The following is a 26,643-nucleotide window of genomic DNA, read 5'->3' on the forward strand; positions in this document are numbered from 1 at the left end:
GTTCGCTAGCGTGGGCGGACCATGACCGAGCAGCTCTCCCCCGCGCTGGCGCGCCGCATCGCCCTGGCGGCGCAGGGATTCGGCGTCCCCCGGCCCTCCCGGGTCGACGCGCGCCGGGTGCGCGCCGCTGTGGACCGGATCCGCCCGCTCCAGCTCGACTCGGTGAACGTCTTCGAGCGGAGCCACTACCTGCCGCTGCTCGCGCGGCTCGGCCCGTACGATCGCTCCCTCCTCGACGCAGCGGCCTTCTCCCCCGACGGCCCCTACGTCGAGTACTGGGCCCACGAGGCCGCCCTCGTCCGCCGCGAGGACCTCCCGCTCTACCGCTGGCGGATGGAGCACTACCGCCGGGTCCGCCTGCCCGAGCACGAGGGCTGGGCCCACGAGAACCGCGCCACCCTCGACTGGCTCCGCGCCGCGCTCGCCGACGGTCCCCTCCGCGCCTCCGAGATCGAGCACGAGGCCAACGTCCGCACGGGCCCCTGGTGGGGCTGGTCCGACATCAAGCGCGGCCTCGAGGTCCTGTTCCGCTGGGGCGAGGTGGTGACGGCGGGGCGCACGCGCTTCGAGCGCTCCTACGGTCTCGCCGAGCGGCTCCTCCCGAGCGCGGTGCTCGATGCCGACGTGCCCCTCCCCGACGCCGTCCGCGAGCTCGTGCGCCGGGCGGCCCGGGCCCATGGGATCGGCACCCTCGGCGACCTGGCCGATTACCACCGGCTGCTCCAGTCCCCCACGCGCGTCGCGATCGACGAGCTGGTCGAGGCGGGCGAGCTCGAGCGCGTCGAGGTGCGCGGCTGGGAGCGGGGCGGGCGACCCGTGCCGCTCTGGCGGCACGTCGATGCCCGACGCCCCCGCACGCTCCGGGCGGACGCGCTCCTCTCGCCGTTCGACCCCGTGGTCTGGCACCGGCCGAGAGCCGAGCTGTTCTTCGGCTTCCACTACCGGATCGAGATCTACACCCCGGCCGAGCAGCGGGTCCACGGCTACTACGTCCTCCCCGTGCTCCTCGACGACGTGATCGCTGCCCGGGTCGACCTCAAGAGCGAGCGCAAGCGCCGGGTCCTCCTCGTGCAGGCCGCCTGGCTCGAGCCGGGGGCCCCGGCCGACACGCCGGAGCGGCTCGCCGCACTGCTGGTCGAGGCGGCGGCCTGGCAGGGCCTCGACGCCGTCGAGGTCGTCGGTCGCGGCGACCTCGCGGCCGCCCTCGCCGCAGCACTGAGGCGGATCGCGTGAGCGCGCCCGGCGGCGTCCTGGCGCTGGCGCTCTCGGAGCGCTGCGTCGCCCGTCTGCTCGAGCGCGGGAGCGTCGTCGGGGTCGGCACGGGCGAGCTCGCCCACGCAGCCGGCGTCTCCCTCCGGACCTTCCACCGGTACCTCGGCGGGAAGGAGGACTGCGTGCGCCCGGTGCTCGCCGCCGCGATCGCCGCGATGGGACGCGCCCTCCTCGAGCGACCGGCCGCCGAGCCGCTGAACGCGGCGCTCGGCCACGCCTTCGCCGCGGCGGCCTCCGGTCCCCAGCTCGACCGCACCCTCCGGCTGATCCCCCTGCTCACCGAGACCTCGGCGATGCGCGCCGTCTGGGCGCAGTCGCTGCACGACGGCGAGGAGGCGCTGACGCCGTTCCTCGCGGAGCGGATGGGGCTCGGCCGCACGTCCCCGCACCGGGCGGCCGTCCTGGCCACCGTCGTCCTCGCCCTGGTCCGGCGGGCGCTGGTCGACGCGGCCGCGAGCGGCATCGACCCGGCGCCGGTCTTCGCCGAGTACCTGACGACCGTCGACGGCGGTCCGCTCGCGGCTCCGACCGGATGACGTCCCGTCCGGCGAGGTGACGAGTGCACCGCTGCCCGGGGCGGGGAATCGGGGCGGGGCCGCGATCGACGACGGGGCGTCGGCCGGATCGGCCTGCTAGAAGCGCGAGCCCGTCTCGGAGAGGCGGGCGACGCGGTCCGCGATCGGCGGGTGGGTCGCGAAGAGGCGCGCGACCACTCCCGGCTTCGACGGGTCGGCGATCCAGAGGTGCGCCATCGAGCTGTTCTGCCGCTGCATCGGCCGGCCCGCGGACTCGAGCTTGAGCAGGGCGCGGGCGAGGGCGTCGGGGTGGCGGGTCGTCAGCGCACCGGTGGCGTCGGCGAGGTACTCGCGCTGGCGGGAGATCGAGAGCTGCACGACCGAGGCGACGATCGGCGCGAGGACCATCGACACCAGCCCGACGATCAGGAGCGCCGGGTTGCCCCCGCCGTTGCCGTTGCCGCCCCGCCCGAAGAAGGCCAGGCGGAGGAAGGCGTCCGAGAGGAAGCCCACCGCGACGACGAGACCGAAGACGATCATCGAGACGCGGATGTCGTAGTTGCGGACGTGGCCCAGCTCGTGGGCCATCACGCCCTCCAGCTCGGCGTCGTCCATGATCGCGAGCAGGCCCGTCGTCGCGGCGACGACGGCGTGCTCGGGATCACGGCCGGTCGCGAACGCGTTCGGCGCCGGGTCGTCGATCAGGTACACCTTCGGCATCGGCGTGCCCGTCGCGATCGAGAGGTTCTCGACGATGCGGTAGAGCCTCGGCTCGTCCGCCTTCTCCACCGCCACGCCGCCGCTGAGCGCGACCGCCTGGCGAGCGGCGAAGAAGTACTGGACGAACGCGTACGCGGCGGCGATCACGAGCACCACCACGACGATCGCCGTGCTGCGGTAGACCGCTGCAGCCAAAGCGCCCAGGCCGCCGATGATCGCCAGGAACAGGACGAGGATCAGGACCGTGTTGCGCTTGTTGCGGGCGATCGCGCTGTACACGGCGGCTGCCTAGAACTGGACGCGCGGGGGCTCCGAGATCGCGGCGAGATCGCCGACCTCGAAGAACTCGCGCTCCGAGAAGCCGAGCCGACGCGAGAAGAGCGTGTTCGGGAAGACCTTCACCTTGGTGTTCATCTCGCGCACGCCGCCGTTGTAGAAGCGCCGGGCCGACTGGATCTTGTCCTCGGTGTCGACCAGCTCGCCCTGCAGCTGGAGGAAGTTCTGGCTCGCCTGCAGCTGGGGGTACGCCTCCGCGACCGCGAAGATCGACTTCAGAGCGCTCTGCATGTGGTCCTCGGCGACCGACGCCTCCGCCGGGCCCTGGGCCTGCAGCGTCTCGGCGCGAGCCTGCGTCACCGACTCGAAGACCTGGCGCTCGTGCGAGGCGTAGCCCTTCACGGAGTCGATCACGTTGGGGATCAGATCCGCGCGGCGCTTCAGCTGGACGGTGATGTCGCTCCACGCCTCGTCCACGCGGACGTTGAGGGTGACCAGCGAGTTGTACGTCGCCCAGAGGTAGACCCCGAGGATGACGACGAGCGCGACGACGACGATGAGCGGGACGAGCCATTCCATGCCGTCCAGTGTAGGGACGGCGCGCTCCCCGGCACCTGTCGATGAGGCGCATTCGCAGGGGCGGGTCGGCCCTACTTGAGGGTCTTCTGCAGCAGGACGGTGCTGAGCCAGCGCTCGAACTTGAAGCCGACGCGGCCCATCCGGCCGACCTCGACGAATCCGAACTGCGCGTGCATCGCCAGCGACGCCTCCGCGCCCTTGTCGGCGATGACGGCCATGATCTGACGGATCCCCACGGCCTTCGCGCGCTCGAGGAGCTCGGCCATCAGCGCCCGGCCGAGGCCCTTGCCCGTGGAGGCCGCCCGCAGGTAGATCGAGTTCTCCACGGTGAAGCGGTACGCCCGCTTGGAGGACCACGGCGACACCATCGCGTAGCCGAGGATCTGGCCCGACGGCGAGACGGCCACGATGAAGGGCAGCCCGAGCTTCTGGTTGCGGGAGAACTTCGTCCGCCACTCCTTCAGCGTCGAGTCGTCCTCGTCGAAGGTCACCACCGTGTTGCGCACGTAGTGGTTGTAGATCTCGCGGATGTCCGGGAGGTCGGCGTCGCGGGCGTCGCGGATCTCGAACGAGAAGCCGGGCTCGGGAGGCGGCGCCTTCCGCAGGTGCGGCGGCAGGACGCGCCGGCTCTCGTACTCTTCCTCAAGCATCCGGCTCCCCTTCGGCTCCGCCCATCGATCCGGGCCAGCGTAGCCGCCCCGCGGGCGAGCACCCGGTCACGCGAGAGCGCTCCAGTCGACCGGCTCCGCGCCGCGCTCCTCCAGGAGGGCGTTGGCGCGGCTGAACGGCCGGGAGCCGAAGAAGCCGCGCGAGGCCGACAGCGGGCTGGGGTGCGCGCTCTCGATCACTCCGGCCTCCCCCAGCATCGGGCGGAGCGACGCGGCGTCGCGGCCCCAGAGGATCGCGACGAGAGGCGCGTCCCGGGCGGCCAGCGTGCGGATCGCGTGCTCGGTGACCGCCTCCCAGCCCTTCCCGCGGTGCGAGGCGGGAGAGCCGGGGGCGACGGTGAGGACCCGGTTGAGCAGCATCACGCCGCTCGAGGTCCAGCCGCTGAGGTCGCCGTGCTCGGGCGGCTCGACGCCGAGGTCGTCCCGGAGCTCGCGGTGGATGTTCTGCAGGCTCCTCGGCAGCGGGCGCACGTGGCGCTCGACCGCGAAGGACAGCCCGATCGGGTGCCCGGGCGTCGGGTACGGGTCCTGTCCGACGATGAGGACGCGCACGTCCGCGAGCGGTGCGGCGAAGGCGCGGAGCACGTCGCGGCCCGCGGGGAGGTAGGGCCGGCCGGCCGCGACCTCGCCGCGGAGGAAGTCGCCCATCGCGGCGATGTCCCCGGCGACGGGGGCGAGCGCCTCCGCCCAGCCCCTGTCGATCAGTCCCGAGGCCGCGAGCTCCGCGAGGTCCACCGGGTCAGCCCGCCGCGAGCGTCGCGACGACGACTCCGGCGTCGCTGCCGCTCACGCGCCACACCGAGCCGGCGCCGCCGACGCGGAGCGCGCCGGTGCCGACGATCAGCACGGTGGACTCGTCGAGCGCGACGCCGCCGTCGACCAGGCCCGCCTCGACGGCCGCGACCAGGCGGCCGAGGGTCCCCCACTGCGCCGCGTGCACGTCGACCGTCACGTCGATGAGACCGATGCCCTCGAGCACCGTGACCTCGTCGAGCTCCTCCGCCGCGCCCTCCGGGACGACGGCGACGCCGCCGATGCGGTGGCCGCCGACGAGGGCGCGGTCGGCCGCGACGGCGGCTCCCGCCGAGTAGCCGGCGTACGGCACTCCGGAGGAGACGAGGTCGCGCAGGCGCGGGAAGCAGGCCTCGAGCGCGTCGCGGTAGGCCGGCGTCAGCCCTCCGCCGACGAAGATCCCGTCGACGTCGTCGAAGACCGCGGGATCGATCCGGCCGCCCTCCGGCTTCATCACGGCGAACGCGTCGAGCGGGCCGACCGTCGCGAGCAGTGCCGCGTAGCCGGAGTAGGCCTCGGGGCCGAGCCCGTCGTGGACGACGACGATCGCGATGCGCGGGCCCTCGATCCGGCCGGCGTCGACGGCGTGGGCGCGCGCCTCCGCGAGGAACGCTCCGTACAGCTGCTGGTCGTGGTCGACGCCGCCTCCGCCGCCGATCAGGTGGACGCTCACTCGTCGTCCTCGGCGAGGGCTCCGTCCACCGGGGGCAGAGCCGACCAGGGGAAGACGATCCAGCGCGGGGTGCGGCGCCAGAAGAAATCGGGCTCGAGGACCGTGCGCGGCTTCGTGTAGAGGGTCACGGTGCGCACCTCGGCGCCCATCGCGCGGATGAGCTTCACCGAGAGGGCGAGGGTGTGGCCGGAGTCGGAGACGTCGTCGACCAGGAGGATGCGCTTGCCGTGGACCGACGCCTCGTCCAGCAGCGGCGGCAGCACCACGGGCTCCGCCAGGCGCGCCTCGACGCCGGTGTAGAACTCGACGTTCAGCGCCCCGCAGCTCTTGATGCCGAGCGCGTAGGCCACGGCGCCCGCGAGCAGGAGACCGCCGCGCGCGATGGCGACGACCAGCTCCGGCCGGTAGCCCGACGCGACCACGTCGTCGGCCAGGTGCCGAGCGGCGTCGCCGAACTCGAGCCAGCCGAGAACCTCCTTCTCCGTGGCGGCGAGGAGGGCGGCGGAGTCGTCGGCGTCGGAAACCATGAGGGACAGGCTAGGCCGTCGCGGGCCTCTGCGTCACATCGGTCAGCCGCGCGGGGTGAGGGGCCCCTTCGCGACCTTGTGCGGGGCCGCCTGCGCGACCGGCTTGATGGTCACCAGATCGAGGTTGACGTGGGCGGGGAGCTCCACCGAGGAGACGATCGCGGCGGCGACGTCCTCCGCGACCAGCGGGTCCGGGACCTCGGCGTAGACCGCGTCGGCGCGCTCCCGGTCGCCGCCGAAGCGGACCAGCGAGAACTCGTCCGTGTGCACCATCCCCGGCGCGATCTCGATCACGCGGATCGGCTCGCCGGCCAGCTCGAGCCGCAGCACGGCGACGAGCGCGTGCGCGGCGTGCTTGGCGGCGTTGTACCCGCCTCCGCCCTCGTAGGCGACGTGGCCGGCGATCGAGGTGACCGTCACGATGTCCGCGGAGGTCCCGCTCCCCCGGATCCCGGCGCGCAGCAGCGGGAGCAGCGCGCTGGTCACGAGCTTCACCGAGAGCACGTTGATCTCGAACATGCGGCGCCAGTCCTCGGGGTCGGACTTCTCGACCGAGTCGAGTCCGAGCGCGCCGCCCGCGTTGTTCACGAGCGCGTGCACGGGCCCGGAGGAGGCGAGGTGGTCGCGCAGCGCGTCGACCTGGGCGGAGTCGGTGAGGTCGGCGGCGAAGTACCCGGCGCCGGTCTCGGCGGCGAGCGCCTCCAGCCGGTCGCGTCGGCGCGCGACGGCGACGACCTCCCAGCCGTGCTCGCGGAACAGCCGGACCGTGGCCGCCCCGATCCCTGAACTCGCTCCTGTCACGACAACGCGTCGATCCACGCCCGTCCCCTTCCGTCAAGCCTCGGACACCCTCGACGCCGTCGTCGCAGCCCAACGCTAGTCTGGCCGCGTGCCGCCCGCCGACCCGGTTCCCGCGACCGCCGGGACAGCCGTTGCCCCGAAGCGACGCGTGCCCCTCTGGGACAACGCGCGCTTCGTCTGCGTGACGCTCGTCGTGATCGGGCACGGCGTGCAGCGGCTGACGGCCAACTCCGACACCTCGCTCATCGTCTACCTGACGATCTACGCCTTCCACATGCCGGCGTTCGCGATCATCTCGGGCTACTTCTCCAAGAGCGGCGCACCGAGCGGGCGCGCGATGCGGCGGGTGCTGACGGACATCCTCCTGCCCTACCTGATCATGGAGACGATCTGGACCCTGGTGCAGTTCCTGGTCGAGGGCAAGCAGGAGTTCAACCCGACCAAGCCGAGCTGGACGCTGTGGTTCCTGCTCGCGCTGGGCATCTTCCGCCTCGTGCTCCCCTACCTGGCGCTGCTGCGCTGGCCGCTGCTGATCAGCGTGGTGCTCGCGGTCGGGGTCAGCTACTACGACAACATCGACTCGACCTTCTCGCTCGCGCGCGCGATCGGGATCCTGCCCTTCTTCGTGTTCGGCTGGCGGCTGCGCGGCTTCGCCCCCGGCGGCCGCTCCGCCGTCGACAGCTGGCTCGCCCAGCCGCCGTCGCGGGTGCTCCTCGCCCGGGTCCTCGCCGTCGTCCTCTTCGCGGTCACGGCGGTCGTCATGACCGTCAACATCGAGGCGTTCCGCGCGGCGGACCTGCGCTACTGGTTCTTCTACGACCGCCCCTACGACGCCCTCGGCGAGACCCAGTGGTGGGCCGGCCTGGTGCGGCTGGCCCTGATGGCCGGGGCGGTCGTGCTCTCGCTCGCGCTCTTCGCGCTGGTGCCGCGCCGCCGTACTCCGCTCACCGCCTGGGGACAGTCGACGATGTACGTCTACCTCCTCCACAGCTTCGTCCTCTATCCGCTGCGGGAGTCCGGGATCCTCTCGCAGACGGAGAGCACGCTCGCCCTCGTGCTGATGATCGCGTTCTGCGTCGCGGTCTCGGTCGTGCTCTCGCTGGGCTGGACCCGCACCGTCTTCCACCGGCTGGTCGAGCCCCGCGCGGCCTGGCTCTTCGCCCCGGTGGCCGACGAGAAGCCCCGGCGCCCCGACCGCGCCGACCCCACGGGCGCCAAGCGCGACCGGCAGCCCGAGCGGCGCTGACGGCCGTTACCCCGTGTGTCGGCGGTCCTGGCCGCCCGGCGGACCCCCGCGTACGCTCGTCGCGACGGAGAACGGCCCCGTCCGAAGACCCCGACGATCCGATGGGAAGCACCATGACCGACTCCGAGAAGTGGCAGTTCGAGACCAAGCAGATCCACTCGGGCGCCGCGCCGGACCCGGTGACCAAGGCCCGCGCGACGCCGATCTACCAGACCACCTCCTACGTCTTCGACAACGCGGAGCACGCCCAGAACCTGTTCGCGCTGGCGGAGTTCGGCAACATCTACACCCGCATCCAGAACCCGACCCAGGCGGTCGTCGAGGAGCGGCTCACCGCCCTCGAGGGCGGCTCCGGCGCCCTGCTGCTCGCCTCGGGCCAGGCCGCCGAGACCGCGGCCGTGCTGAACATCGCCCAGGCCGGCGACCACATCGTCTCGTCGTCCTCGATCTACGGCGGCACTTACAACCTCTTCAAGTACACCCTCGCCAAGCTCGGCATCGAGACGACCTTCGTCGAGAACCAGGACGACCGCGAGGAGTGGCGCCGCGCCGTCCGCCCGAACACGAAGCTGTTCTTCGCCGAGACCGTCGGCAACCCCAAGATCAACATCCTCGACATCCGCACCGTGGCCGATGTCGCGCACGACGCCGGCGTGCCCCTGATCGTCGACAACACCATCGCGACGCCCTACCTGATCCGCCCCTTCGAGCACGGCGCGGACATCATCGTGCACTCGGCGACGAAGTTCCTCGGCGGCCACGGCACGGTCATCGGCGGAGCGATCGTCGACGGCGGCCGCTTCTCGTGGACCGCGAACGCCGAGCGCTTCCCCGGCCTCACCACGCCGGACGAGTCGTACCACGGCGCCGTCTACACGGACGCGGTCGGCGACTCCCTCGCCTACATCATCAAGGCCCGCGTGCAGCTGCTGCGCGACCTCGGCGCCTCGATCGCCCCGGCGAGCGCCTGGCAGCTCATCCAGGGCATCGAGACCCTCTCGCTCCGGATCGAGCGCCACGTGCAGAACGCGCAGGAGATCGCGGAGTACCTCGAGAACCACTCCGACATCGCCTCGGTGAACTACTCGGGCCTGCCCACCTCGCCCTGGTACGCCGCGGCCAACCGCTACGCGCCGAAGGGCGTGGGCGCGGTGCTCTCGTTCGAGCTGAAGGGCGGAGTGGACGCCGGCCGCGCCTTCGTCGACTCGCTGGAGCTGTTCTCGCACCTGGCGAACATCGGCGACGTCCGCTCGCTCGTCATCCACCCCGCGTCGACCACGCACTCGCAGCTCTCGCCCGAGCAGCAGCTGACCGCCGGGGTCACTCCCGGCCTGGTGCGCCTGTCGGTGGGACTCGAGAACGTCGACGACCTCCGCGCAGACCTCGACCAGGCCCTCCGCGCCGCGCGCGCCGTCGTCGAGGCCTCCCGCGCGAACGCCTGAGGCCCCTCGGCGCCCTGACGGGGTCCCCGTCCAAAGGGATCGCGTCAGGGCGCTCCGCGCGCGGGCGGAGGAGCGCGGGAGCAGGGCGTAACAAACAGCTCCGCCCCGCGGCGCTCTGACACGATGGACAGCGCTATGGACTGGCAGCAGACACTCGAGGACACGGTCCCGTCGGCGTTCGTCACCGAGCGCCAGCTCCTCTCGGTCATCGGCAAGCCGCCCGCCACCGGAGCCTGGCGCGACGGCGATCACCCGGGCGGACGCCGCTTCGTCGACCTCGGCCCGTTCGACTTCGAGGCGGGCGGCCGCCTCCCCCACGCCCGCATCGCCTACGAGAGCTGGGGCGCGCTGAACGAGCGCCGCGACAACGCCGTCCTCGTCCTGCACGCGCTGACCGGCGACTCCCACCTGCTCGGCCGCGGCGATCCCGGCCACGCGACGGACGGCTGGTGGTCGGGACTCGTCGGCCCCGGCCTCGTGATCGACACCGACCGCTTCTTCGTGGTCGCCCCGAACATGCTCGGCGGCTGCCAGGGCTCCAGCGGTCCCGCGTCCCTCGCCCCCGACGGCCACGAGTGGGGCGCACGGTTCCCGTACACGAGCATCCGCGACCAGGTGCGGGCGCAGGTGCAGTTCAGCGACCTGCTCGGCGTCGAGCGCTGGCACACCGTCATCGGCGGCTCGATGGGCGGGATGCAGGCGCTGGAGTGGGGGATCGACCACGCGGAGCGGGTCGCGCGCCTCGCGGTCCTCGCAGCTCCCCCGCGGGCCACGGCCGACCAGATCGCCCTCAACTTCGTGCAGCTCGAGGCGATCCGCAACGACGCGGCCTTCGCGGGCGGCTCCTACTACGACGCGGGCGACGGCCAGGGCCCGTACCACGGCCTCGCGCTCGCCCGGCGGATGGCACTGCTCAACTACCGCAGCCCCTCCGAGCTCAACGACCGCTTCGAGCGCAGCTGGCAGTCGGGGCTGAGCCCCCTCGGCGGCGGCGGCCGCTTCGCTGTGGAGTCGTACCTCGACTTCCACGGCAACAAGTTCACCCGCCGCTTCGACGCGAACAGCTACATCACGCTGGTCGAGGCGATGAACTCGCACGACGTCGGCCGCGGCCGGGGCGGCGAGGCGGCGGCGCTCTCCCGGATCACCAGCCCGACCCTCGTCCTCGGCATCGACAGCGACCGGCTCTTCCCGGTCGAGGGGCAGCGGATCATCGCGGCGCATGCTCCCGGCGCCCTCGACGGCGGGGAGGTCGCGGTGATCACCTCGACGTTCGGCCACGACGGGTTCCTCATCGAGGACGACGCGGTCGGCGCCCACCTGGCCCGGCTGCTGGCGCATCCCGCGACGGCCTGACCCGCCCGACTCCGGCGCGGTTCGACGTCCCGAACCGCTCCGACCGGCCCGGCCAGTGGCTATCGTGAGACGGGGGCCAGCCCCGCGCCACGACCGGAGGGGGCCAGAGCGTGCCGATGATCCGCAGCGCCCGCGAGCGCGACCGTCTGCTGCGCCACTCCGCCTGCGGGATCGGCCTGCTCACGGAGGCGGGCGCGCTCGGCATGGCCCTCATCCCCGGGACGCTCGAGCCCGCCGCCGTCCCGTTCGCCGTCGCGCTCCTCCTGGGCATGATGGCCGCCCACGTCGAGCTCGCCCGGACCGGTCGCCGCAGCCGCGTGATCGCGGTCGCCGTCGGCGGTCTGCTCCTGGGCTGGGGCCTCGCGCTGGGCCTGGCTCCGGACGCCGACTTCGCCGGGTTCGTCCTGGTCAACACCGCGAACGCCGTGACCGCGAGCATCGCCGTGGTCGTGACGACGTCCGCGCGCCGCCTGGCTCTGCTGCTGCCGGTCCTGATCCCCAGCGTGATCCCCTCGGTGCTCGTGTCGAGCGGGACCATGATCCCCGCCGTCGTGGTCCAGAGCCTGCTCCCCTGGGGCACGCTGACCGGCTTCGCCCTCTGGATCGGCACGGCGGTCCCCCGAGTCGTGCGGCGGATCGACAGCATCGGCAACGCGCACCGCGTGGAGCGGCTGGCCAGCGAGACGGAGGCTCAGCGCCGGCAGGGTGCGCGCCTCCTGCACGACACGGTGCTGGCCACCCTCACGCTCCTCGCGCACTCGGGCCGCGGAGTGTCGGTCGACGCCCTGCGGCAGCAGGCCGCTCAGGACGCGCAGCTCCTGCGCCAGCTCCGGCTCGGCGGGACTCCCACCCCGAGCGCGTCCGGCTCCTACCAGCTGACCAGCGTGACCACGGCCCCCGCGGCCAACACCCTCGAGACCGTCCGCGACCGCTTCGGCCGGATGGGACTCGACGTCATCTGGCACGGCTCCGGGCAGGTGGCTCTCACCGGCGCCGCCCTCGACTCCTTCGTGCTCGCCCTCGCCGAATGCCTCGAGAACGTGCGCCGCCACTCCGGAGTCGCCTCCGCCGACGTGACCATCACCGAGGACGAGACGACCGTCCGCGCGATGGTGACGGACGCGGGCGCGGGCTTCGACATCGCCACTGTGCCGGACTCGAAGCTCGGCTTCAAGGAGTCGGTGATCGCCCGGCTCGGCGACGTGGGCGGGCGCACGCGCCTGTTCAGCTCGCCGGGATCGGGGACGACCGTGGTGCTGGAGGTGCCCAAGTGAGCGCCGCCCCCGAGTCCCCGGCGCCGCTGCTCGGACGCGTGCCCGCGACGCCGGGCCGCTCCTCCCGGTCGACCCGCTCGATCCGCCGCCAGCAGGAAGGGCTCGGCACCAACTACCTCGGCAGCGGCCTGAACGGCATCGCCGCCGCGATCATGGCCTACGAGCTGCTGATCTTCCTCTCGACCTCGGCCCGCTACGGCGATCTCGCGCCTGCGGCGATCGCCTGGGTCCTCGTCGTCCTGGCCTTCGGGGCCGCCGTCCTCGCGATCCACCTCGGCGGACGCCGCCTGCCGCTCCCGGTCTACCTCTGCTTCCTCCTCGCCGTCGGAATCGCCGTCGTGCTCGACCTGGTGGCCGTGACCGAGTCCGGCTCGGCCCGCACCGTCCCCACCGCCGCGGTCGCGGGGGCCGTCGCGCACGCCGCGCTGATCGTCCACCGGCGCGGGATCGAGATCCTCGCGGTGAGCGCTCTCGTCTCGATCGCCGAGGTGATCGCGTTCCTCTCGATGGAGTCGGGCGGAGCGGGCGCGCTCTCGGTGCGCATCAGCGCCCTCGTGGTGACGATCGCGCCGGCCGTCGTCGTGGTCGTGATGATGCGCGGATTCCGCCGGATGGTCCAGCTCGAGATCGACCGCGCCCTCGTGCAGAGCACCACGCTCGGCCCGCGCTACGCGGTCGGGATGCTGGCTTCGGAGGAGCTCGCGCGGCTGGACCTCGCCGCGGAGCGCCTCCTCGCCGAGGTCGGCGACGGCTCCGTCCCTCTGCCCCTCGACGCCCAGCGCGCCGCCCTGGCGGCCTCGCTCGCCACGCAGCTCCGCCTCCACCTCATCGAGGGGCGGCGCGAGACCTGGCTGCACCACGCCGTGCTCGAGTCCGAGCTGCTCGCGCCGCTCGTCGACCTCGACGACCCGGACGGCACTGCCGGGCTCCTCGGGCACCAGCAGCGCGACGGGCTCCTGTCGGCGATCTGGCTGATCGCCGACAGCGCGACCGGGCTCGCGGTGGTGCTCCACGTCGAATCGGGCAGCCCCCGCGACCCCGGAGCGGAGACGGCCGCCCGCGGACTGCTCGTGCCGATCACCCTCCGCTCCTCAGGCGCGCCCTTGCACGGAGTCGATCCTGCGACGTGGGAGGCTATCGCTCAGGTCGGCGTCTTCCGCGACACCTCGAGGGACGGGGAGCTCCGGATCGAGATCGACTGCCTCGTCGACAACCCCGCCGACCGGTGAGCAGCCTCCGAGACCGCCGACGACCGCCGACCGAAGGACACCGATGACCCCCACCGCTGACTCGAAGATCACGCTCGCGGTCGTGGACGACCACAAGATGCTCCTCGGAGCGCTCACGGAGTGGATCCGCGGGGCCGCCTCGGACATCCAGCTGGTGGCCGCGGTCGCCTCCTGGCCCGAGCTGCTCACGCACCCCGAGTTCCCCGTCGACGTCGTCCTCCTCGACCTCGACCTCAAGGACAACATCCCGATCTCGGTGAAGCTGTCGACCCTCAAGACCACCGGGGTGAAGACCGTGCTGATGAGCACCTACTCCGAGCCCGCCGTCGTCCGCGAGGCGCTCGCCTCCGGAGCCCTCGGCTACCTGGTGAAGACCGAGGACGCGGACATGATCGTCGAGGCGATCCGCGCGGCCAAGGACGGCCACTCCTACATCTCGCACGAGCTCGACATGGCGCTCTCCACCGGCGACTCCGACGGAGCCCCGAAGCTCAGCGCGCAGGAGCGCCGAGTGATGGCCCTCTACGGCGGCGGCGAACCGGTGAAGTCGGTGGCGTTCGAGCTGGGCATCTCGGAGGAGACGGCGAAGTCGTACCTCAAGCGGATCCGCGAGAAGTACCGCGTCGTCGGCATCGACGTCGGCACGAAGGTGGCGCTGCGCAAGCGCGCCATCCACGACGGGATCCTGATCGAGACGGATTGAGTCCTCTTCCGCGGCGGTCCCCGCCCGCCGCGGCGCGGTCGGCTTCACGACGTGGTGCGTTCCGCAGCGCGGGGAGCTTCGCCCGGCAGTAATCCGCTGGCACGCGGGCTGTGTCGTCCGGCGCGGCGGTCCCCGCCCGCCGCGGCGCGGTCGGCTTCACGACGTGGCAGGTTCCGCAGAACGGGGTGCGTCGCCCGGCAGTGATCCGCTGGTACGCGGATTCCTGTCGGTGGGCTCCACGAGGGCACGGGCGATCGCCCGAACTGCGGTCGATTGAAGCGGGCGCGCCTCCCCCGTGCTGGTCGAGCAGCCGCGGCGCGCGGCGCATCGAGACCCACCGGACAGGGACGTCGGATCCGGCAGCGCGCCCGTGTCAGGGGGCGAGGACGGCGACCGTCATGCCGGGGGCGGCGGCGGGGGCGTCCATCGCGGCCAGGGCGGCGGGCAGGTCCTCGAAGGCGATGGTGCGGCCGACGGAATCGGCGGGGCGCAGACGGCCGGCGACGATGTCGTCGAGGAGGGCCGTGTAGCCGCTCCGGGCGATGCCGTGGCTGCCCAGCAGCTCCAGCTCCTGGGCGATGACCCGGCCGAGCGGGATCGCCGGTGCGGCGTCGGGCCCGAGGAGCAGACCCACCTGCACGTGCCGGCCCCGCGGACGCAGCGCGGCGATCGACGCCTCGGCCGTGGCCCTGCTGCCGACGGCGTCGACCGACAGGTGCGCACCTCCTCCGGTCGCCGCCCGGATCGCCTCGGCGGCACCCTCCCCTCCGGAAACGGTCACCGCCCCGAGCGCGGCGGCGGCCTCCCGCGCCGGAGCGGAGACGTCCGACGCCACCACCCGGGCTCCGGCCGCGAGCGCGACGATCACCGCGGAGAGGCCCACACCGCCGCAGCCCAGCACCGCGACCCACTCCCCTGGGGCGACCCGGCCGCGCACGTGCAGGGCGTGGTACGCGGTGCCGAAGCGGCAGCCCAGACCGGCCGCCTCGACGAAGCCGACGGAGGCGGGGAGGCGCACCAGGTTCAGATCCGCGCCCGGCACGACCACCGACTCGGCGAACGACCCGTCGAGCGTGAACCCCGGCTGCTGCTGGCGGAGGCACACCTGCGTCGCTCCCTCCCGGCACTGCTCGCAGTCGCCGCAGGCGAACACGAACGGCGCCGTGACCCGGTCGCCGACCGCGAAGAGCGACACCTGGGCTCCCGTCGCGATCACCGTCCCGGCGAACTCGTGCCCGGGGATCTGCGGCAGGACGACCGAGTCGTCGTGCCCCTTCCACGCGTGCCAGTCGCTCCGGCAGACCCCGGTCGCCGCGACGCGGACGAGGACGCCGTCGACGGGGCAGGCAGGCTCCGGGACCTCGACGATCGCGGGGAGGGCGGAGAAGGACGAGTAGCTCACGGCGCGCATGCCGAGAGTCTTCCAGAGGCCCGGGCCGCGCTCTGCTTACAGCGCGTCGACCGGGATGCCGCCGGTGCCCGGCTGGGCGGGCTCGCGGTGGACCGGGTAGACCGTGCCTCGGGCGCGGTCGATCGCGATACTGCCGAAGGCGAGCACGATTCCGGCCGCGGTCAGGCCGACGCCGACCCAGATGGGCGACAGGTAGCCCAGCCCGGCGGCGATCGTCAGGCCGCCGAGCGCGGCGCCCACCGAGTTGCCGATGTTGAGGGCGGAGTGGTTGAGCGCGGCCGCGATCGTCTGGCTGTCGCGCGCCACGTCCATCAGCCGGGTCTGGATCGCGGGCGAGGCGGCCGCCGAGAAGCCGGCCGAGAGGAACGCGAACACCACCAGACCGACGACCGACGAGGCCGACAGCGCGAGCCCGATCAGCGAGACGCCGACACCGGCGAAGAACACCACCAGCGCCCGCCGCACGTCGCGGTCGGCGGCCCAGCCGCCGACGAGGTTGCCGACGGTCATCCCGAGTCCGATGACGACCAGGATCCACGGGACCGCGCCGAGCGGCAGGCCCGTCACCTCGGTCGCGAGCGGCGAGATGTAGCTGTACATCGCGAAGAGTCCGCCGAAGCCGATGGCGCCGACGAGGAGGGTCATCCAGACCTGCAGGCGCCCGAACGCCCGCAGCTCGTTGCGGACGGTCGCCGCCGGGTTCCCGGGCTGCGCGGGCACGAGCAGCTGGACGGCCACGACGGTCAGCGCGAAGAGCACCGCGACCACGAGGTAGGCGCTGCGCCAGCCGGCCACCTGCCCGACCCAGGTGATCGCGGGCACGCCGACGACGTTCGCGATCGTGAGCCCGGAGAGGACGAAGGCGACTCCCTTGCCGCGCTTGCCGGGACCCATCAGGTCGGCCGCGACCAGGGAGGCGATGCCGAAGTAGGCGCCGTGCGGGAGTGCGGCGACGAAGCGCGCGGCCAGGACGAGCGGGAAGCTCGGCAGCAGCGCTGAGCCGATCGTCCCGACGGTGAAGGCGACGAGGAGGGTCAGGAGGAGCCTCTTGCGCGGCCAGCGCGCCGCGGCGGCGGCGATGGTGGGGGCGCCGACCACGACACCGAGCGCGTAGGCCGAGATCAGCATCCCCGCCTGCGAGACGGCCTGCTCCTGGCTCGCGGCCCAGACCCCGGGGAGGAGGTCGGCGGCGAGCTGCGGGAGGAGCCCCATCGCGACGAACTCGGTCGAGCCGATGCCGAAGCCCCCCATCGCGAGGGCGAGCAGGGCGAGGCGGGTCCGAGCGGGCGAGAGCGTCACCGGTCAAGGCTACTCAGGATCGGTCGGATGTCGAATCGATTCGAACATCCCAGGCCGCGAGAGCTCGGAGCGCGACCCGCCTACTCCCCCAGCGCGTCGTTCAGCCGGGCGATCTTGCCGTCGATCTCGCCCGAGTAGCCGGGGCGGATGTCCGCCTTCAGGACGAGCGACACGCGCGTCCCGAACGCTCCGACGGCCTCCGTCGCGCGCTTGACGACGTCGAAGACCTCGTCCCACTCCCCCTCGATCTCGGTGAACATCGAGGTCGTCCGCGACGGCAGGCCGCTCTCGCGGACGATGCGGACGGCGGCGGCGACGGCGTCGTGGACGGACGCGTCGGGCGCCTCGCCCCCGGACGGTGCGACCGAGAATGCGACGAGCATGGGAGCCTCCTTGACTGCGCGCACCGCGTGCCGGCCCCGCGCCCTCCGAGCCTACGAGCCCTGGGGCGCCAGGCGGGTCTCGCCGGTCAGCGACGACGCGGAAGTCGTGGCGCCGGGTGCGACGACCCGCGCCGTCCCCATCCTCCACAGCTCGCGCAGCAGCCAGCCGAGCAGCACCACGAGGAGGATGTTCCGCACGGTCAGCACGAGCACCATCCACCAGTGCGACCAGAGGAGGAAGAGGTAGAGGTACGGGTAGACCACCTGGGTCAGAGCCGCAGTGACGAGGGTCAGCTTCGCGGGCCGGTCGAACGCGCCGTCGCGGCACGCGATCAGCCCGGCGATCACCGGCGGCGCGAGCCAGACGATGTACTGCGGCGAGAGCACCTTGTTGGTGTCGATGAACACGACCACGAAGGTCAGCGCGAGCAGCGGGAACAGCCTCGCGGGGTCCGCCCGGCGGGCGAGAGCACGGGCACCCAGCAGGGCCACGCCGAGCATGGCCAGAGCGAGCAGCGGGGTCATCAGGCTCGCCGCGAACTCGGTGCCGGGCCCGTGCATCTCGAAGGTGTTGATGTCGGCGGCGTAGTAGACGTAGCTCCCCGATCCCGGGAGGACCGACAGCCACATCCAGGGAGTGCTCACGACGGCCTCGATCTGGAGGCCCCGATCGGTCTGATCGGTGACGAAGCTGAAGACCTGGTCCCCGCCGCCGACGAGGACGACCGCGAGCACGATGATCACGGAGGCGACCGCGGGGACGAGGATCATCCGCAGCCGTCCGCGCAGGACCAGCACGGCAGCGGCGAGGATCGCGGCAGGCCACACCTTGATCCAGGTGGCCACGGTCAGCAGCAGCGCCGCGACGCCCGGACGGGTCGCCGCCCAGAGCATCCCGGCGATGGCCGGCGGCGCGGTGAAGGCGTCGATGCGGCCGATCGCGATCGGCCCGAGGAGGACGAGGAACAGCAGCCACCAGCGCGCCGCGGCGAGGCGCGGTGCCGACCGGCCGCGCAGCAGCAGGGCGAAGGCGGCGGCGTCGGCGAGCGCGACGAGGACGAGCCACATCGGGTCGTAGCCGGCCGAGCCGAAGAGCCAGGAGGCGGCGATCGGGCCCCAGGCGAGGATCGGGTAGACCCAGCCCGTGTCGATCCCGGCGATGCCGCCGCCCTCGACGGCGGTCCTCATCCACTCCTTGTAGACGATGCTGACGTCGCCCATCGGCAGACCCGGAGCGAACAGCGCCAGGAGGGAGAGCACCACGTGCACCAGCGCGAAGGCGCCCCAGAGCACGGCGACGGAGTCGCGGTTCTCGCGCAGCCGGGCGAGGGGGCGGGAGGACGCTCGAGGAGGGGAGGACGGCACCGCGTCATTGTAGAGGGGCCGCTGAACGGGACCCTGGCAGCACCTGAGCCCGCCTGGGAGCGCCGCTCCCGCCGGGCATCGGTTGCCCGGCGGCGTCGGTCGCCGCCGGGCGTCAGCAGCCGTCGTCGCGACCCGACGAACTCAGTAGCCGGCGAACGCGTCGGTGCGGATCCGCTTCGCCCCGGCACCGCGCAGGGCGCCGCGGACCGAGTCGACGAACGACGGCGACCCGGAGACGTAGCCCACGCGGCGGCCGGCGTCCGGCACCGCGTCCGCGAGCAGCTCGGCGGTCAGTCGGCCTGTGACGTGCGACCACCGTGCGGGCAGGTCGGTCGGCGCCTCCTTCGAGCAGAGCACGACCCGGGCCCCCGACTCCTGCAGCAGGTCGCGGTACGCGACCTCGGCGAGGCTCGGCGCGGCGACCACGACGACGACGTCGCGCCGCGGACCGTCCGCGAGCGAGCGGAGCTGACTGGCGAACGGGGTGATCCCGATGCCCCCCGCCACCAGCAGCAGTGGCACGGCGGGATCGGCAGGCAGGACGAAGTCACCGCCGACGCTCGTCGCCCGGAGCGAGTCGCCGGGCTCCAGAGCGGCGAGGGCGCGCTTGAAGCTGCTCGCCTTCTCCGGCATCCGCAGGGCGATCGCGATCTCGCCGTCGGACGGAGCGGAGGAGACCGAGAAGGTGCGCCGGCTGCCCCGGCTGTCGGCGCGGTGCGGCAGGTCGAGCTCGAGCCACTGGCCCGGCTCGAAGGTCAGCGGCGAGCGGGAGCGGAAGCGGTACTCCGCGATGCCCGGCGCCAGCACGCGGGTCGAGGCGAGCTCGAGCGTGTGCCGCCGACGCTGGCGGAATGCGAAGGCGAACGCGAGGGCGTTGCCGACCACGAGGCCCAGCTCCGGAGTGGCGGAGACGACGCCGATGTGGAAGGGAACGCTCGCCACGAGCGCTGCGACGACCGCGATGATCAGCTGCTGCGAGCGGCGCGGCGCGAGCGTGAGCGGCTCCGTCAGCATGAAGGCGCCGGCGAAGACGAAGGGGTAGGCCGTGAGGACCAGGGCCGCCGCGGCGCCGAGGTCCTGGCCGTTCTGCACCGCCTGCTGCACGGACACCCCGCCGGCGACGACGACGAAGACGGCGAAGACGGCCCAGCGGCGGACCCGCGCGACGATCAGGAGGGAACCCACGACGACGAACGGCCAGATCGCGCCACTGGCGATCCACCAGGCTCCGGCGTTGAGCCCGGTGAAGCCGATGATCAGCACGGCGACCGCGGCCGGGTTGAAGAGGTGGCGGCCCCGCCAGGCGAGGACGTACTTGGACGCGGCGGCGATCGCGCCGACGAGCGCGATCACGGCGAGCCCGCGGGGATCGGCCGTCGGGAAGAGGAGGCAGGCGATCAGCAGACCGGTGACGAGCGAGGACTCCAGGTGCGCGCGGCTGCGGAACAGCCGCGCGAGGACCGCGCTGACCAGGGCCGTCGAGGCGACGGCGACGAGCGTCGTGCCGAGGATCTCGAGCGGCGTCGAGAAGATCAGGCCGGCTGCGGCGTAGCCGACGGCGACGAGCAGGAGCGCGGCGAGCGTCATCCAGACCAGCCGGTAGGTGGTGACGCGGCCGAGGGCGCGGTCGAAGGTGCCGATCATCGGAAGACCTCTCCGGGGAAGGAAGGCGAGTAGTGGAGGGTGCCGTCGCTGCGGACGCGGACGAACTCGAAGTCGAAGCGCTCGGCGAGGGCCTCGGGCGGACAGACGAACAGCGCGGTCGCGAGCCCGTCGGCGACGAGGGCCGTGTCGGCCACCGCCCAGGTGGCGACGATGCTCTCGACCGGAGCTCCGGTCCGCCCGTCGAGGACGTGGTGGAGGCCGCTGCCCCAGGCGCGGCGGTTGCTCGCCGAGCCGCAGAGCGCGCGGTCGCCGGGCACTGCCACTCCCAGTGCGCTGCTCGGGTCCCACGGGTGCTCGAGGCCGACCCGGACGGGTCCGGCGCCGACGCCCCGGAGGTCGCCGCTCGCGTCGACGACGGCGGGCCCGGCTCCGTCGAGCTCCTCGAGGACGAGGTCGACGAGCTGGCCCTTGCCCGCGGCGCCGACGTCGACGACGGTCCCGGGCTCGACCCGCAGTCCCGCCGCCCCGCGTCGGGCGGCGGCCCAGGAGGGAGCGGGGACGGCGGGTCCGCGCGGGACGAGGGTGTACGCGGAGTCGTAGCCGAGCTGCTCGAGAGAGCCGCCGACGAAGGGGGTGACCGCCCCGCCGGTCAGCTCGTCGAGCACGTCGTACAGTGCGAAGAGGTCGGCCGCCTCGTCGGGGAAGACGTGCTCGCCTCCGACCCGCAGCTGCGAGACGGCGGAGTCGTCACGGAACCGCGACCAGGTGCGGTCGTACTCCGCGATGCGCGCCTCGACCCGCGAGCGGTGGGAGGGCTCGAGCGGCTCGGCGGTGTCGATCTGCCAGCCGGTGCCGATCGCGTCGAACCGCCACGCGTGGCCGAGGACCGTCGGGGCGTCAGGCCGTGGCATCGGCCTTGATGGTCTCGACGGCGTCGTTGAAGCCGCCGGAGGTGAGGGAGGACCCCGACACCTTGGAGACCTTCAGCTCGTCGAGCTGCTTGCCGACGACCTCGCCCGCGATGCCGCCCGCGAAGCGCGACTGGTACTGCTGGCCGGTGGGGTTCTCCGACTCCGGGGTCACGGTCACGTCGGTGACGACGCCGTCGGCGAGGGTCAGCGAGACGCCCACCTTCTCGTTCCCTCCGGGCGAGGTGTAGGCGCCCTCGGCCTCGTAGGTGCCGTCGGCGTAGCTGCTGCCGCTCGCGGCGGAGGACGCGGCGCCGGTGGCCTCGGGGGCGGAGCTGGTGGCGGTGCTCGGAGCGGTGGTGGTCGCCGCGTCGGCGGCGTCGCTCCCGGTCGTGGTGGTGCTGGAGCAGGCGGCGAGCGCGGCGAGGGTGCCGGCGCCGGCGAGGAGGGTCAGGGCGTAGCGGGCGGGAGTCGTGGTCTTCGCGGTCATGTCTGTTCTCCTGGTCAAGGCGGACGCGGCGGATCCGACGGTAGAGGTGCTCGCTTCGAGCACCCGATGAGGCGGCGGTGCGGAGCCGGTGAGCCGGGCCGCGGGCGTCGCTTCCTCCAGGACAACGGCGGCGGTCCCGGTTCGGTTCAGCGCTCGTCCGACGGGCGTGTCAGCGTAGGAGTGCGGCGACCACTCCGGGCAGGTGCTCCGCGATGTCGAGCGCGGCGATCGGGCCGCCGGCGGAGGCGCTCCGTCCGGCCTCCGCGTGCAGGACGGCGGCCGCGGCGGCCACGGGGGCGAGGTCCTCCGCGGTCAGAGTCGTCCCGGCCGCCTCGGCGTCCGCGGCCCGACCGGCGAGGAGTGCGCCGAGCACGCCGCCGAGGACGTCGCCGCTGCCCGCGGTCGCCAGCCAGGGCGTGGATCCGGAGACCTCGAGCTCGACGCCGCCCGCGACGACGTGGGTGGTGCCGCCCTTGAGGAGCACGCAGACTCCGAGGCGGTCCGCCGCCCGGCGCGCCCACTCCCCCGGGGCCTCGGCGATCGTCGCGGCGTCCGCGTCCAGACCCGCTCGGCCGAGCACTCCGGCGAGCTCGCGGTAGTGCGGCGTGATGACGACCGGGCCTGCGGCCTCGTCGATCAGGTCGAGCGCGCCCGCGTCGAGCACCACCGGGACTCCCGAGTGCAGCTGCTCGATCAGGGTGCGCCGCTCCTCGTCGCTGCGGTCCTCGGCGCTGGTGCCGGAGCCGACGAGCCAGGCCTGCACGCGTCCCACCGCGGTCACGACCTCCGGCCGCCGGGCGAGCACCAGTCCCGCGGGCCGCTCCGGTCCGAGGTAGCGGACCATGCCGACTCCCGTCCGCACCGCCGCCTCGACGCCGAGCACCGCCGCTCCCGGGTACCGCTCCGACCCGGTCGCGATCCCCAGCACCCCGCGCGTGTACTTGTCGTCGTCCTCCCGCGGCACCCTGATGCTCCGCGCCGCCTCCGCCGTCCCGACCCGCTCACCCATCCCGCCACCCTACGTCGCCCTGCGACCCGTCCGCCCCGAGTCCGCCCCGCGCCGACGCAGCCGCACTCCCCCTCCGCACCGTGCCGGCGCAGCCGCACCCCTCCCGATGCGTGCCGGCGCAGCCGCACCCCTCCCCCCGATGCGTGCCGGCGCAGCCGCACCCCTCCCCCCGATGCGTGCCGGCGCAGCCGCACCCCTCCCCCCGATGCGTGCCGACGCAGCCGCACCCCTCCCCCCTTGCTCCAGAGGGGGCGCGGGTGCTGGAGGGGGCAGTCGCAAGGCGGAGGAGGAAGCGATACCGGCGGTATCGCGCCCGACGACAACGCCGCGAATGCCCCCTCCAGCACCCGCGGGCGCGGGCCGCGGAGGGGTCGGATGCAAGGCGGAGGAGGAAGCGATACCGGCGGTATCGCGCCCGACGACAACGCCGCAGACGGCCCCTCCGCGGCCCGCGCCTAGCGGCGGGTGGCGTCGTCGACTTCGCCGACGAGCTCCTCGATGATGTCCTCGAGGAACAGCACTCCGGTGGCGCGGCCCTGCTCGTCGAACGCCCGGGCGAGGTGGGCGCCGGTGCGCCGCATGATCGCGAGGGCGTCCTCGAGGTCGGTGGCCTCGAAGATCGAGGCGAGCTGGCGAATGCGCTTGGCGGGGACGGGGAGGCGGAACTTGGCGCCCTCCGTGTCGCCGTCGAGGTCGAGGACGTCCTTGAGGTGGATGTAGCCCTCGGGGGTGCCGTCCTCGCCGAGGATCACGTAGCGCGAGAAGCCGTGCTTGGCGACGGCGCGCTCGACGTCGGCGGGAGTCGCTCCGCTGGGGAGGCTGACGATCCCGTCGAGGGGCAGGGCGACGTCGTGGACCTTCTTCTCGGTGAACTCGAACGCGGCGAGGAGGGTCCCGGTCGAGTCGCGGAGCGTGCCCTCGCGGGTGGACTGGTCGACGATCGTCTGCACCTCCTCGAGCGTGAAGGTGCTGTTCGCCTCGTCCTTGGGCTCCACCTTGAAGAGGCGGAGCACTCCGTTCGAGACCGCGTTGAGGGCGACGATGATCGGGCGGAGGACCCGGGCGATGGCGACGAGCGGCGGCGCCAGGAGGAGCACGGCGCGGTCGGGCATCGAGAACGAGATGTTCTTGGGGACCATCTCGCCGAGCACCACGTGCAGGAACGACACGATCAGCAGCGTGATGACGAAGGCGACGGTGCCGGAGAGCTCGTCGGGGATGCCGACGGCGCGCAGCGGCACCTCGAGCAGGTGGTGGATCGCCGGCTCGCTCACGTTGAGGATCAGCAGCGAGCAGACGGTGATGCCCAGCTGCGTGGTCGCGAGCATCAGTGTGGCGTGCTCCATCGCGGCGAGCGCGGTGATCGCGCTGCGGCGTCCGCTCTCCGCGAGGGGCTCGATCTGGGAGCGGCGCGCGGAGATGACCGCGAACTCCGCTCCGACGAAGAAGGCGTTCGCGGCGAGGAGCACCACGAGCCAGGCGATTCCGGCCCAGTCACTCATCGTCGGACTCCTTCCGTCCGCGGTGTCCGCGGGCGACGTCGGCGAGCGGGTCGGGGATCCCGTCGGGATCCGCGTCGGGGTCGGGCGTGAAGCGGAGGCGGTCGATGCGGCGGCCGTCCAGGCGCTCGACGCGCAGCGAGCCGCCCTCGACGTCGACCCGGTCGCCGACGGCGGGGAGGCGGCCGAGCTCGCTCATCACGAATCCGGCGACCGTCTCGTAGGGCCCCTCCTCGGGGATGTGCACGCCGGCGCGGTCGAGGACCTCGTCGGGGCGGAGCATGCCGGGGAAGGTGGTGGAGCCGGGGAGCTTGACCACGTCGGCCCGGGAGCGGTCGTGCTCGTCGGCGACCTCGCCGACCAGCTCCTCGACCAGGTCCTCGAGCGTGGCGACGCCCGCCGTGCCGCCGTACTCGTCGACGACGACCGCGAGCTGGAAGCCGCGTCCGCGCAGCTCGGTGAGCAGCACGTCGAGCTTCATGGTCTCGGGGACGCGGAGCGGCTCGGAGCGCAGCGCCGTGACGGGCACGTCGGACCTCTTGCCGCGGGGCACGGCGACGGCCTGCTTGACGTGCACGACTCCGACGATGTCGTCGATGTCGTCGTCCGTGATCGGGAAGCGCGAGAACCCGGTGGTGCGGGCGAGGTCGAGCACGTCCTGCGCGGTGCTCGCGCGCTCGACCGTCGACAGGCGCAGGCGCGGCGTCATCACGTCGCCCGCGGTGAGGGCGGAGAAGCGGAGGGTGCGCCCGAGCAGGTCGGCCGTGTCCTCCTCGAGCAGTCCGGCGCTGGCGGAGTGGCGCACGAGGCTCGAGAGCTCCTCGGCGCTGCGGGCGCCCGAGAGCTCCTCCTTCGGCTCGATGCCGACCAGGCGCAGCAGGGCGTTCGCGCTGCCGTTCAGCAGGGCGACGGCCGGGCGGAACACCGTCGTGAACGCGGTCTGCAGCGGCACGACGAGCTTCGCGGTCGCCCGCGGCAGAGCGAGGGCGAAGTTCTTGGGGACCAGCTCGCCGAGGATCATCGACAGCAGGGTCGCGATGACGATGGCGACCACCGTCATGACCGGCGCGAGCGCCTCCTCCGGGATGCCGAGTCCGCTGAACGGCTCCTGGAGCAGCGTCGAGAGGGCGGGCTCCATCGTGTAGCCGGTGAGCAGCGTCGTGAGAGTGATGCCCAGCTGCGCGCTCGAGAGGTGCGTGGAGGTGACGCGCAGGGCCGCGATGGTCATGCCCAGGCGCGTCTCGCCGCGGTCGCGACGGGCCTCGAGGTCGGCCCGGTCGAGGTTCACCAGCGCGAACTCGCTGGCGACGAAGACGCCGGTGCCCAGGGTCAGCAGCAGGCCGACGCCGAGGAGGAGCCACTCAGTTCCCACGGTGGTCGCCCCCGGTCACGAGAGGGAGGTGCGAGGAGGGCCGGCCGGTGCGGGTCCGCGGAGCGGCGGCACCGGAGCGGGGAGCGGGAGTCCGAGGAGCACGGCGGCGAGCGGAACGGGCCGGATGCGCAGAGGGAGGGTCGTCCATTGTGGCGCCGAGTCTACCCGCCGCGGAGCACCGCCGGGCGTGCTCCGACGCGGCGGCTCAGAGCCACTTCTTCCGCTTGAACACCGCGTAGAGCGCGAAGCCGAACAGCACCATCAGGCCCAGCGCCCAGGGGTAGCCGAGCCGCCAGTGCAACTCCGGCATGTCGTCGAAGTTCATCCCGTAGATGCCGGCCACGAGCGTCGGGGCGAAGAGGATCGCCGCCCACGAGGAGATCTTGCGGACCACGTCGTTCTGGGCGAGCCCGGTCTCGGTCTGCCGGCGCGAGACGAGCGTCGAGTGCACCGTGAGCGCCTGGTCGAGGATCGCGCGCAGGGAGTCGACCGCCTCCGTCACGCGGATGGTGTGGTCGAGCACGTCGCGGAGGGAGCGGCGCAGCTCGATCCGCTCCGGTGAGGGCGAGGGCTCCCCCTCCACCGGCGTCGACTCCTGCAGCAGTTCGTGCAGCAGGGCGGTCAGCGGCTGCACCGAGCGCTGGAAGTGGATGACCTCGCGCGAGAGCCGGTAGATGCGCTCCGAGAGCCCGTCGTCCGAGTCGTCGCCGAAGAGCTGGTCCTCGATCTCGTCCACGTCGCCCTGGACGCCGAACACCACGGGCGCGTACTCGTCGACGACCTGGTCGAGGATCGCGTAGAGCACCGCTTCGGGCCCGCGGGCGAGGAGGGCCGGATCCTCCTCCAGGCGGCGGCGCACGCGGGCGAGGTCCGGGGAGTCGGCGTGCCGGATGGTGACCACGAAGTCGGGGCCGACGAAGACGTGCAGCTCGCCGAAGACGACGGTCTCGGCCGCGTCCGCGTAGCGCGCCGGCCGCAGCACCACGAAGAGCCCGTCGTCGTAGCGCTCGAGCTTGGCCCGCTGGTGCCCACTCAGCGCGTCCTCGACCGCGAGCGGGTGCAGTCCGAACTCCTCGGCGACCGCCTCGACCTCCTCGCGCGTCGGCCGGTAGAGGCCGATCCAGGCCATGCCGTGCTCGTCGCGCATCAGCTCGAAGGTGTCCTCGAGCGAGTCGGGGTTCCGGATGCGGCGGCCGTCGACGTACACGGCGTTGTCGACGATGGTCATG

General features: G+C 73.1%; 26 protein-coding genes. 8 read left to right on the forward strand and 18 right to left on the reverse strand.

Translation table 11 applies throughout. The features are described 5' to 3' along the window. Positions 1 to 21: 21 nt before the first annotated feature. Positions 22 to 1,233, forward strand: coding sequence for a crosslink repair DNA glycosylase YcaQ family protein (locus GSU40_RS10860; protein WP_104294965.1), 1,212 nt, complete (start codon positions 22 to 24; stop codon positions 1,231 to 1,233). After that, the gene (locus GSU40_RS10865; RefSeq protein ID WP_104224435.1) at positions 1,230 to 1,808 is read left to right on the forward strand and encodes a TetR/AcrR family transcriptional regulator; all 579 of its coding nucleotides are present in this window, start codon (positions 1,230 to 1,232) and stop codon (positions 1,806 to 1,808) included. The genes GSU40_RS10860 and GSU40_RS10865 overlap by 4 nt, the downstream gene beginning before the upstream one ends. Positions 1,809 to 1,904: 96 nt before the next feature. Here the strand turns inward: GSU40_RS10865 and GSU40_RS10870 are convergent, their stop codons facing one another. From GSU40_RS10870 to GSU40_RS10900, 7 genes are all read right to left on the reverse strand, one after another. Next, positions 1,905 to 2,786, reverse strand: a complete 882-nt coding sequence (locus tag GSU40_RS10870) for a M48 family metallopeptidase (RefSeq protein WP_160034959.1) — start codon at positions 2,784 to 2,786, stop codon at positions 1,905 to 1,907. A gap of 9 nt (positions 2,787 to 2,795) precedes the next feature. Further along, a complete protein-coding gene (locus GSU40_RS10875) occupies positions 2,796 to 3,362 on the reverse strand; it encodes a LemA family protein (RefSeq protein ID WP_104225511.1) in 567 nt (188 codons plus the stop codon). 71 nt (positions 3,363 to 3,433) lie between these two features. Further along, complete coding sequence (locus tag GSU40_RS10880; protein WP_104224438.1) at positions 3,434 to 4,012, reverse strand: GNAT family N-acetyltransferase; 579 nt, start codon at positions 4,010 to 4,012, stop codon at positions 3,434 to 3,436. Positions 4,013 to 4,078: 66 nt separating this feature from the next. After that, the gene (locus tag GSU40_RS10885; RefSeq protein ID WP_104232774.1) at positions 4,079 to 4,765 is read right to left on the reverse strand and encodes a uracil-DNA glycosylase; all 687 of its coding nucleotides are present in this window, start codon (positions 4,763 to 4,765) and stop codon (positions 4,079 to 4,081) included. A 4-nt stretch (positions 4,766 to 4,769) separates the two neighbouring features. Next, complete coding sequence (locus GSU40_RS10890; protein ID WP_160034961.1) at positions 4,770 to 5,495, reverse strand: peptidase S51; 726 nt, start codon at positions 5,493 to 5,495, stop codon at positions 4,770 to 4,772. After that, on the reverse strand, positions 5,492 to 6,022 hold the full coding sequence (locus tag GSU40_RS10895) for a phosphoribosyltransferase (RefSeq protein ID WP_159914909.1): 531 nt from the start codon (positions 6,020 to 6,022) through the stop codon (positions 5,492 to 5,494). The genes GSU40_RS10890 and GSU40_RS10895 overlap by 4 nt, the downstream gene beginning before the upstream one ends. Positions 6,023 to 6,064: 42 nt before the next feature. Beyond that, entirely contained in the window at positions 6,065 to 6,841 is a 777-nt protein-coding gene (locus tag GSU40_RS10900) for an SDR family oxidoreductase (RefSeq protein WP_244229459.1), read from the reverse strand. 130 nt (positions 6,842 to 6,971) lie between these two features. On the opposite strand from GSU40_RS10900, the gene GSU40_RS10905 reads away from it, so the two are divergent. The 6 genes from GSU40_RS10905 (at position 6,972) to GSU40_RS10930 (ending at position 14,073) form a co-directional block, all read left to right on the forward strand. Then, on the forward strand, positions 6,972 to 8,069 hold the full coding sequence (locus GSU40_RS10905; RefSeq protein ID WP_244229460.1) for an acyltransferase family protein: 1,098 nt from the start codon (positions 6,972 to 6,974) through the stop codon (positions 8,067 to 8,069). 113 nt (positions 8,070 to 8,182) lie between these two features. Beyond that, positions 8,183 to 9,511, forward strand: coding sequence for a bifunctional o-acetylhomoserine/o-acetylserine sulfhydrylase (locus GSU40_RS10910; RefSeq protein ID WP_104237865.1), 1,329 nt, complete (start codon positions 8,183 to 8,185; stop codon positions 9,509 to 9,511). 135 nt (positions 9,512 to 9,646) lie between these two features. Further along, the gene (locus GSU40_RS10915) at positions 9,647 to 10,867 is read left to right on the forward strand and encodes a homoserine O-acetyltransferase (RefSeq protein WP_104232776.1); all 1,221 of its coding nucleotides are present in this window, start codon (positions 9,647 to 9,649) and stop codon (positions 10,865 to 10,867) included. Between the two features lie 116 nt (positions 10,868 to 10,983). Further along, positions 10,984 to 12,141: a histidine kinase gene (locus tag GSU40_RS10920; RefSeq protein ID WP_159914917.1), complete on the forward strand. Its 1,158-nt coding sequence runs from the start codon at positions 10,984 to 10,986 to the stop codon at positions 12,139 to 12,141. Further along, complete coding sequence (locus GSU40_RS10925; protein ID WP_160034963.1) at positions 12,138 to 13,370, forward strand: hypothetical protein; 1,233 nt, start codon at positions 12,138 to 12,140, stop codon at positions 13,368 to 13,370. The genes GSU40_RS10920 and GSU40_RS10925 overlap by 4 nt, the downstream gene beginning before the upstream one ends. Before the next feature lie 43 nt (positions 13,371 to 13,413). Continuing rightward, positions 13,414 to 14,073: a response regulator gene (locus GSU40_RS10930; RefSeq protein ID WP_159914921.1), complete on the forward strand. Its 660-nt coding sequence runs from the start codon at positions 13,414 to 13,416 to the stop codon at positions 14,071 to 14,073. Positions 14,074 to 14,446: 373 nt separating this feature from the next. On the opposite strand, the gene GSU40_RS10935 is transcribed toward GSU40_RS10930, so the two are convergent. From GSU40_RS10935 to corA, 11 genes are all read right to left on the reverse strand, one after another. Further along, the gene (locus tag GSU40_RS10935; protein WP_160034965.1) at positions 14,447 to 15,484 is read right to left on the reverse strand and encodes an alcohol dehydrogenase catalytic domain-containing protein; all 1,038 of its coding nucleotides are present in this window, start codon (positions 15,482 to 15,484) and stop codon (positions 14,447 to 14,449) included. A gap of 36 nt (positions 15,485 to 15,520) precedes the next feature. Continuing rightward, positions 15,521 to 16,735 (reverse strand): MFS transporter, encoded by a 1,215-nt coding sequence (locus GSU40_RS10940; RefSeq protein ID WP_104246745.1) that lies wholly within the window; start codon positions 16,733 to 16,735, stop codon positions 15,521 to 15,523. A 128-nt stretch (positions 16,736 to 16,863) separates the two neighbouring features. Next, entirely contained in the window at positions 16,864 to 17,166 is a 303-nt protein-coding gene (locus GSU40_RS10945; RefSeq protein WP_104224449.1) for a thiamine-binding protein, read from the reverse strand. Positions 17,167 to 17,217: 51 nt separating this feature from the next. Beyond that, a complete protein-coding gene (locus GSU40_RS10950) occupies positions 17,218 to 18,531 on the reverse strand; it encodes a glycosyltransferase 87 family protein (RefSeq protein WP_160034968.1) in 1,314 nt (437 codons plus the stop codon). Positions 18,532 to 18,672: 141 nt separating this feature from the next. Next, positions 18,673 to 20,175, reverse strand: coding sequence for an oxidoreductase (locus GSU40_RS10955; protein WP_104232782.1), 1,503 nt, complete (start codon positions 20,173 to 20,175; stop codon positions 18,673 to 18,675). Then, entirely contained in the window at positions 20,172 to 21,047 is an 876-nt protein-coding gene (locus tag GSU40_RS10960; protein ID WP_160034970.1) for an FAD:protein FMN transferase, read from the reverse strand. Before GSU40_RS10960 ends, GSU40_RS10955 begins: the two co-directional genes overlap by 4 nt. Then, positions 21,034 to 21,534 (reverse strand): FMN-binding protein, encoded by a 501-nt coding sequence (locus GSU40_RS10965; RefSeq protein WP_104224453.1) that lies wholly within the window; start codon positions 21,532 to 21,534, stop codon positions 21,034 to 21,036. The genes GSU40_RS10960 and GSU40_RS10965 overlap by 14 nt, the downstream gene beginning before the upstream one ends. 169 nt (positions 21,535 to 21,703) lie before the next feature. Further along, positions 21,704 to 22,543 carry an ADP/ATP-dependent (S)-NAD(P)H-hydrate dehydratase gene (locus GSU40_RS10970; RefSeq protein ID WP_104297193.1) on the reverse strand — a complete coding sequence of 280 codons (840 nt, stop codon included), beginning with the start codon at positions 22,541 to 22,543 and terminating at the stop codon, positions 21,704 to 21,706. Between the two features lie 455 nt (positions 22,544 to 22,998). Then, entirely contained in the window at positions 22,999 to 24,045 is a 1,047-nt protein-coding gene (locus tag GSU40_RS10975; RefSeq protein ID WP_160034972.1) for a hemolysin family protein, read from the reverse strand. Next, positions 24,038 to 25,414, reverse strand: a complete 1,377-nt coding sequence (locus tag GSU40_RS10980; RefSeq protein ID WP_104225499.1) for a hemolysin family protein — start codon at positions 25,412 to 25,414, stop codon at positions 24,038 to 24,040. The genes GSU40_RS10975 and GSU40_RS10980 overlap by 8 nt, the downstream gene beginning before the upstream one ends. A 205-nt stretch (positions 25,415 to 25,619) precedes the next feature. Continuing rightward, positions 25,620 to 26,642: a magnesium/cobalt transporter CorA gene (corA, locus tag GSU40_RS10985; protein WP_160034974.1), complete on the reverse strand. Its 1,023-nt coding sequence runs from the start codon at positions 26,640 to 26,642 to the stop codon at positions 25,620 to 25,622. Position 26,643 lies beyond the last annotated feature (1 nt).

This window comes from Rathayibacter sp. VKM Ac-2805 (assembly GCF_009834265.1).
Lineage (GTDB): Bacteria > Actinomycetota > Actinomycetes > Actinomycetales > Microbacteriaceae > Rathayibacter.